This window comes from uncultured Pelagibacterium sp. (genome assembly GCF_963972885.1).
Taxonomy (GTDB): Bacteria; Pseudomonadota; Alphaproteobacteria; order Rhizobiales; family Devosiaceae; genus Pelagibacterium; species Pelagibacterium nitratireducens.
The window spans coordinates 1-5,173 of sequence record NZ_CAXAXY010000142.1 but is presented as its reverse complement, the minus strand read 5'-3'; the positions used below and the strand labels follow the sequence as shown (position 1 = coordinate 5,173).

Genomic DNA, 5,173 nt, shown 5'->3' with positions numbered 1-5,173 from the left:
TCCATCCTGCCCTCACCGGAAGCTCGTATGCATCCTCGTCTCTGGTGCGGCCGTGGGAGGAGAATGGCACGAGGATGATGGGGCGGGGATAAAGTTTTTTACGCAGCGTTTCCACCTTCACCCACGTCATCCTCGGGCGTTGCTGCCCTCGCGCATAGCGCTCCGGGCGTTCGCGCCTCAAATCGCTCCACCGGAGCGATTTGCCTACGGACGGCACTCACTCCCCGGGTCAAGCCCGAGGATGACGATGGGGTGGGTGAATGTCTGGTGATGGAGCCGAGAGCATGACCCGACACCCATCACTGCCCCACTGACCCTAATCGACGTTGAACATCCATTTGACGCCCCAGCGGTCATAGAGCATGCCGAACCGTTTGGCCCAGAAGGTTTGTTCGAGTTCCATTTCCACTTCGCCCCCCTGCTTGAGGGCGGCGAACATGCGCTCGGCGTCCTCGACGGTTTCGGGGTGGACCGAGAGATAGACGCCGGAAAAGGAATTGGCCTGCGCCATGGGGGCATCGGAGGCGAAAATCGTGCCGTCGGGCCAGGTCAGGGCCGCGTGCATGATCTGGTTCTGCATCTCGGCGGGGACGTGCTCGGCCGATGGCGTATCCTTGTGAGCGGTCATTTCGAGTTCGCCGCCCAGCACCGACTGGTAAAAGCTCATCGCCTCGCGGCAATCGCCGGCGAAGTTGAGATAGGGGGTGATCTTCATGTGGAGCCTCCTCGGGCCGAACTCGGAAAAAGCATTTTATTTCAATATCTAATGCCAGAGACCGGATTCAGAATACGATACATCTGAATCCGGCCGTCAGCCACTTGAATCTATCTATCAACTGGCCTGCGCGGCAAAGAAGCTTTCAATCAGCGGCAGCATAAGGTCGGTCTTGAACATGATATCGTAGTGGGTCGCCCCAGGGATCACGGCGAACTGGCGTGCGGTGTTGAGCGCGGGACCCATCGGACCGGTCGAAGACTGCCCGCCGAGCAGGCGAAACATCTCGAGGGCCTTGTCGAACTGGACGAGGTCGGTATCCCCGATGATCATCAGAACCGGCACGGGGATCGAGGCGATCTGTTCGTCGGTCCAGCTTTGCTCTCCCGAAACCATCGATTCTCTGATCTTGTCGACGAATCCGGAGAACCGCTCGGGCTGAGGCGCAACGGCCTCATAGGCGGCAAGCATGGGGGTGCCTTCCATCATCTCCGCTGTCATATAGGGCCAGCCGGCCCGCACCGAATCCCAGATCGAATCGGGCTGATGGGAAGCCGAAATGATGACAAGGCTCTTGACCAGTTCGGGATGCAGGACTCCCACGCCCATCGCAGTGCCGCCGCCCATGGAAAAGCCCACGATATCGATGGGCCCCAGATCCATCTGCTCGATGAACCCCGAAACATCCTGAGCGAACTGCTGCATGGACAGGGGGCGGTCGAGATCGACGGTGCGGCCATGGCCCTCGAGTTCGATTGCATAGACCTTGCGGTTTTCGGCAAGCGCGGGGAGGATCGGCCCCCATGCCTCGATGGTCATCAGCCCGCCATGGATGAGCACAAGCGGCTCGCCTTCGCCATGGACCTGATAATACATCTCCAGCCCGTCGATATTGACGGTCCCGTCCTCGGAGGGGACGGGCACGTCCGTGCTCAGTTCGATGGGATCGAACGTCTCTGCCATGGTGGCGTCCTGTGCGCCGACGGGGAAACAAACAAGCGTCGCCAGGGCGATCGCCGCAAATGCGGTCTTGATGAACATGATGTCCTCCTTGGGTAAGATGCCCATAGGACGGACGGCCAATTGGCACCCCGACAAGAGTGCGAAAAAAATTATGCGCCCGAGGGCGACCCGCCCAGTTTGTCGAGATGGGCGCGAATGTGAACGGCCTCTGCCGTGGTGTTGGCGTGGGCAATGGCGATGTCGAAGGCGATGCGTGCCTCCTCGATGCGCCCGAGGTCTTTGAGCAGCCCGCCGCGCAGTCCATGAAAATAGAAATAGCCACCCAGCGCATCGGCGAGGGGCTCGATCAGGTCGAGCGCCGCTTGCGGCCCTTCGATCTTTGAGACCGCCACGGCCCGGTTGAGGGTAACGACGGGGGAGGGCTGCAGCGCCTCGAGCACCCGATAGAGAAGCTCGATCTCGGTCCAGTCGGTATCGGCGGGCGTTTTCGCGTGGGCATGTAACGCCGCAATGGCCGCCTGAACCTGGAACACACCCGGGCGCCGGTGCCGCATCGCCTTGTCGATAAGCGCAAGCCCTTCGTCGATCATGCGGCGATCCCAGAGCGCGCGGTCCTGATCGTCGAGCAGAACGATGTTGCCGGTCGTGTCGAACCGCGCTGCGTCGCGCGATTGCTGAATGAGCAAAAGGGCGAGAAGGCCCATCAGTTCGGGCTCAGTCGGGAACAGCCCGAGCAGCAGCCGGGCCAGCCTGATCGCTTCCAGAGCGAAGGTGTTGCGGGTTTCCGTTCGCTCGCCGGCCGAGGTGTAGCCCTCGTTGAACACCAGATAGACCATGGCCGCCACAGCGCCCACCCGCTCGGCGCGATCCGCGGCGTCGGGTGTCTCAAAGCTTGCGCCAGACTTGGCAATGCGCGCCTTGGCGCGGGTTATGCGCTGTTCCATGGCCGCATCCGAGACCAGAAAGGCGCGGGCGATCTGCCTGACTGTGAGCCCCGAAACGATCCGTAGGGCCAGGGCAATCTGCTGGGTGGCCGGCAGATCCGGATGACAGCACACAAACAGCAGCCGCAGGATGTCGTCGCGATAATGGGAATCGTCGATCCGCTCGGCAATGTTGCTTTCGGCATCGGAGGTGTCGGAAATCTTATCTTCTTCGGGCAATTCGGTAAATCGCGCGCGGCGGCGGACGTTGTCGATGCCCGAATTGCGACCCACAAGGATCAGCCATGCCGCCGCATCGCGCGGCGGACCGTTTTTCGGCCACGATTTCAGCGCACGCAGGCATGCCTCCTGGAAGGCTTCCTCGGCCATGTCGAGGTCGCGAAAATACCTGTATAGCGCGGCAACCGCCCGGGGGCGGGCACCGGCCAGTGTCAGGCCAATCCAGTCGGCATCCTTGTCGTTCACTTTGCTTGCGCTCCGGGGAAGAAGTCGCGGACCGGGCGGATCTCATAGGACCCCATGCCCGGATTGGCCTCGGCCAGATCGCGCACAACCTGCACAACCTCTTCGAGGCTCTCCGCGTCGATGACGTAAAAACCGAGAAACTGTTCCTTGGTTTCGGCGAAAGGTCCGTCCAGCACCATCGGCTCGCCAGCGGTCTTGCGCAGGGTCGTGGCGGCAGTCGTCGGCATCAGCCGAGCCACCGGTCCCATCTTGCCCGCTTCGACCAGCGGCTTCTGAACGGCGAGAAGATCGGCCATGATCTTGTCGTCGTGTTCTTTCGACCATCCGCCAACGGCGGCTTCGTCGTTGTAGCAAAGGATTGCGTAGAGCATGGCCAAACTCCTTGTATGGCGAGGACGCACCCGGCGCGCCGCATCCGACAGGGCGGGCGAAAATTTCCATAGGTTATAGGGAAAGCCAGATTGCATCGGGTTGCCGTTTATTGCCAGTGCGGCATGCAACCCATCGGGCGCGCACCGCATTAATCGGTGAGCAGGTCTTTTGGGAGATATGGCCATGACACTCACGCGCGGTGAAATCGAGCGGGTACTCGGTCCCATAGACGAACATCTGGCCGCCGAAATAGCGGCGACCGAAGCCACCGAGGCGGATTTGACAAAGGCACTGGTCTGGCTGGAAGCCGATGAGGCGCGGGTCAATGAGGGCGATCATCTGCCGACCGGCAAAGTGGCCGAGTTGATCGGAATTCTCGAAACGGCAGATGATGAAGACGGATACTCGCCGCCGACCCGCCAGGCGGACGATTGGGTGCAGTAAGCCCACTAAGGGACTGGACAACACGCACAAATTTTAGTGAGGTAGGTGTCTTTCCCCGCGCCTTGGCGCGTCACTAATATTTTTTGAGCGGGGCCATGTCGGCAAAGTTCAAGTCGTTTATTACCGATCTTCTAGCGCAAATCGATATCCAAATTGGCGGCTCGCGGCCCTGGGATATCCAGGTTCACGACGACCGCCTGTTCAGCCGCGTCATGACCCACGGGACCCTGGGGCTTGGCGAAGCCTATATGGACGGCTGGTGGGACAGCGAGGCGGTCGATCAGTTTCTATACCGATGCCTGACCGGGCAATTGCAGAATCGGGTCAAGTTCGATCCGGCTCTGGCGCTTCTGACCATCAAGGGCATGGTGCTCAATCCCCAGCGGCTGCATGTGCGCGAAGTTGGCGAAAAACACTACGACATCGGAAATGACCTCTACAGGCGCATGCTCGACCCGCGCATGATCTATTCGTGCGGCTATTGGCGCGAAGCCGAAACGCTCGATGCCGCCCAGGAAGCCAAGCTCGATCTGATCTGTCGCAAGGTCGGCCTCAAGGACGGCATGCGCATCCTCGATATCGGCTCGGGCTGGGGTGGTTTGCTCAAATTTGCCGCCGAGCGCTACGGCGTTTCGGGGGTGGGCATCACTGTCTCCAAGGAACAGATGGCATACGCCAATGAAACCCGCGGAGACCTGCCGATCGAAACAAAGCTCCTCGACTATATGGACGTCGATGGCCAGTTCGATCGAATCGTTTCGGTCGGCATGTTCGAGCATGTGGGCTACAAGAATTATCGGCCCTATTTTTCCAAGGTCAGTGAATTGCTGCCCGATGACGGGCTGTTCCTCATGCACTCAATCGGGGGCAGCCTGACCCGCCGTGCCGGTGAGCCGTGGCTGGAAAAATACATCTTCCCCAACGGTATGCTGCCGTCACCCAAACAGGTCACGACCGCTGTGGAAGGCAAGCTCGTCATGGAAGACTGGCACAATTTCGGCGCCGATTACGATCCGACGCTCATGGCGTGGTATCGGAATTTCGAAGCCGCATGGCCCGAGATTTCCGAAAACTACGGTGAGCGCTTCCATCGCATGTGGCGCTATTACCTGCTCAGCTGCGCCGCCATCTTCCGGGCCCGCTGGGTGCATCTGTGGCAGGTGGTTTATTCCAAGGACGGGCTGCAGGGCGGGTATGTGTCGGTGCGCTAGAGCCAAGGATTTGATTGAATCAAATCCTTGGCTCTAAACCCCTGTTTTGTCGCGTGTCC

6 protein-coding genes are annotated in these 5,173 nt (G+C 60.3%); 2 read left to right on the top strand and 4 right to left on the bottom strand.

Annotation, left to right across the window (positions count from 1 at the left end; all coding sequences use genetic code 11):
* Positions 1–316: 316 nt before the first annotated feature.
* The 4 genes from AACZ55_RS15430 to AACZ55_RS15415 all read right to left on the bottom strand — a co-directional run bounded on the left by AACZ55_RS15430 (position 317) and on the right by AACZ55_RS15415 (position 3,458).
* On the bottom strand, positions 317–715 hold the full coding sequence (locus tag AACZ55_RS15430) for a VOC family protein (RefSeq protein WP_338607336.1): 399 nt from the start codon (positions 713–715) through the stop codon (positions 317–319).
* 117 nt (positions 716–832) lie between these two features.
* The gene (locus AACZ55_RS15425; protein WP_339647522.1) at positions 833–1,756 is read right to left on the bottom strand and encodes an alpha/beta hydrolase; all 924 of its coding nucleotides are present in this window, start codon (positions 1,754–1,756) and stop codon (positions 833–835) included.
* A gap of 71 nt (positions 1,757–1,827) precedes the next feature.
* Positions 1,828–3,087: an RNA polymerase sigma factor gene (locus tag AACZ55_RS15420; protein ID WP_339647521.1), complete on the bottom strand. Its 1,260-nt coding sequence runs from the start codon at positions 3,085–3,087 to the stop codon at positions 1,828–1,830.
* Complete coding sequence (locus tag AACZ55_RS15415) at positions 3,084–3,458, bottom strand: YciI family protein (RefSeq protein WP_338607333.1); 375 nt, start codon at positions 3,456–3,458, stop codon at positions 3,084–3,086. Before AACZ55_RS15415 ends, AACZ55_RS15420 begins: the two co-directional genes overlap by 4 nt.
* 184 nt (positions 3,459–3,642) lie before the next feature.
* On the opposite strand from AACZ55_RS15415, the gene AACZ55_RS15410 reads away from it, so the two are divergent.
* Positions 3,643–3,903 carry a hypothetical protein gene (locus tag AACZ55_RS15410; RefSeq protein ID WP_339647519.1) on the top strand — a complete coding sequence of 87 codons (261 nt, stop codon included), beginning with the start codon at positions 3,643–3,645 and terminating at the stop codon, positions 3,901–3,903.
* Between the two features lie 95 nt (positions 3,904–3,998).
* Positions 3,999–5,114: a cyclopropane fatty acyl phospholipid synthase gene (gene cfa, locus AACZ55_RS15405; protein WP_339647517.1), complete on the top strand. Its 1,116-nt coding sequence runs from the start codon at positions 3,999–4,001 to the stop codon at positions 5,112–5,114.
* Positions 5,115–5,173 lie beyond the last annotated feature (59 nt).

Coding starts and splice junctions, on each gene's coding strand:
- cfa (WP_339647517.1), top strand. CDS start 3,999: ATGTCGGCAAAGTTCAAGTCGTTTATTACCGATCTTCTAGCGCAAATC.
- AACZ55_RS15415 (WP_338607333.1), bottom strand. CDS start 3,458: ATGCTCTACGCAATCCTTTGCTACAACGACGAAGCCGCCGTTGGCGGA.
- AACZ55_RS15425 (WP_339647522.1), bottom strand. CDS start 1,756: ATGTTCATCAAGACCGCATTTGCGGCGATCGCCCTGGCGACGCTTGTT.
- AACZ55_RS15430 (WP_338607336.1), bottom strand. CDS start 715: ATGAAGATCACCCCCTATCTCAACTTCGCCGGCGATTGCCGCGAGGCG.
- AACZ55_RS15410 (WP_339647519.1), top strand. CDS start 3,643: ATGACACTCACGCGCGGTGAAATCGAGCGGGTACTCGGTCCCATAGAC.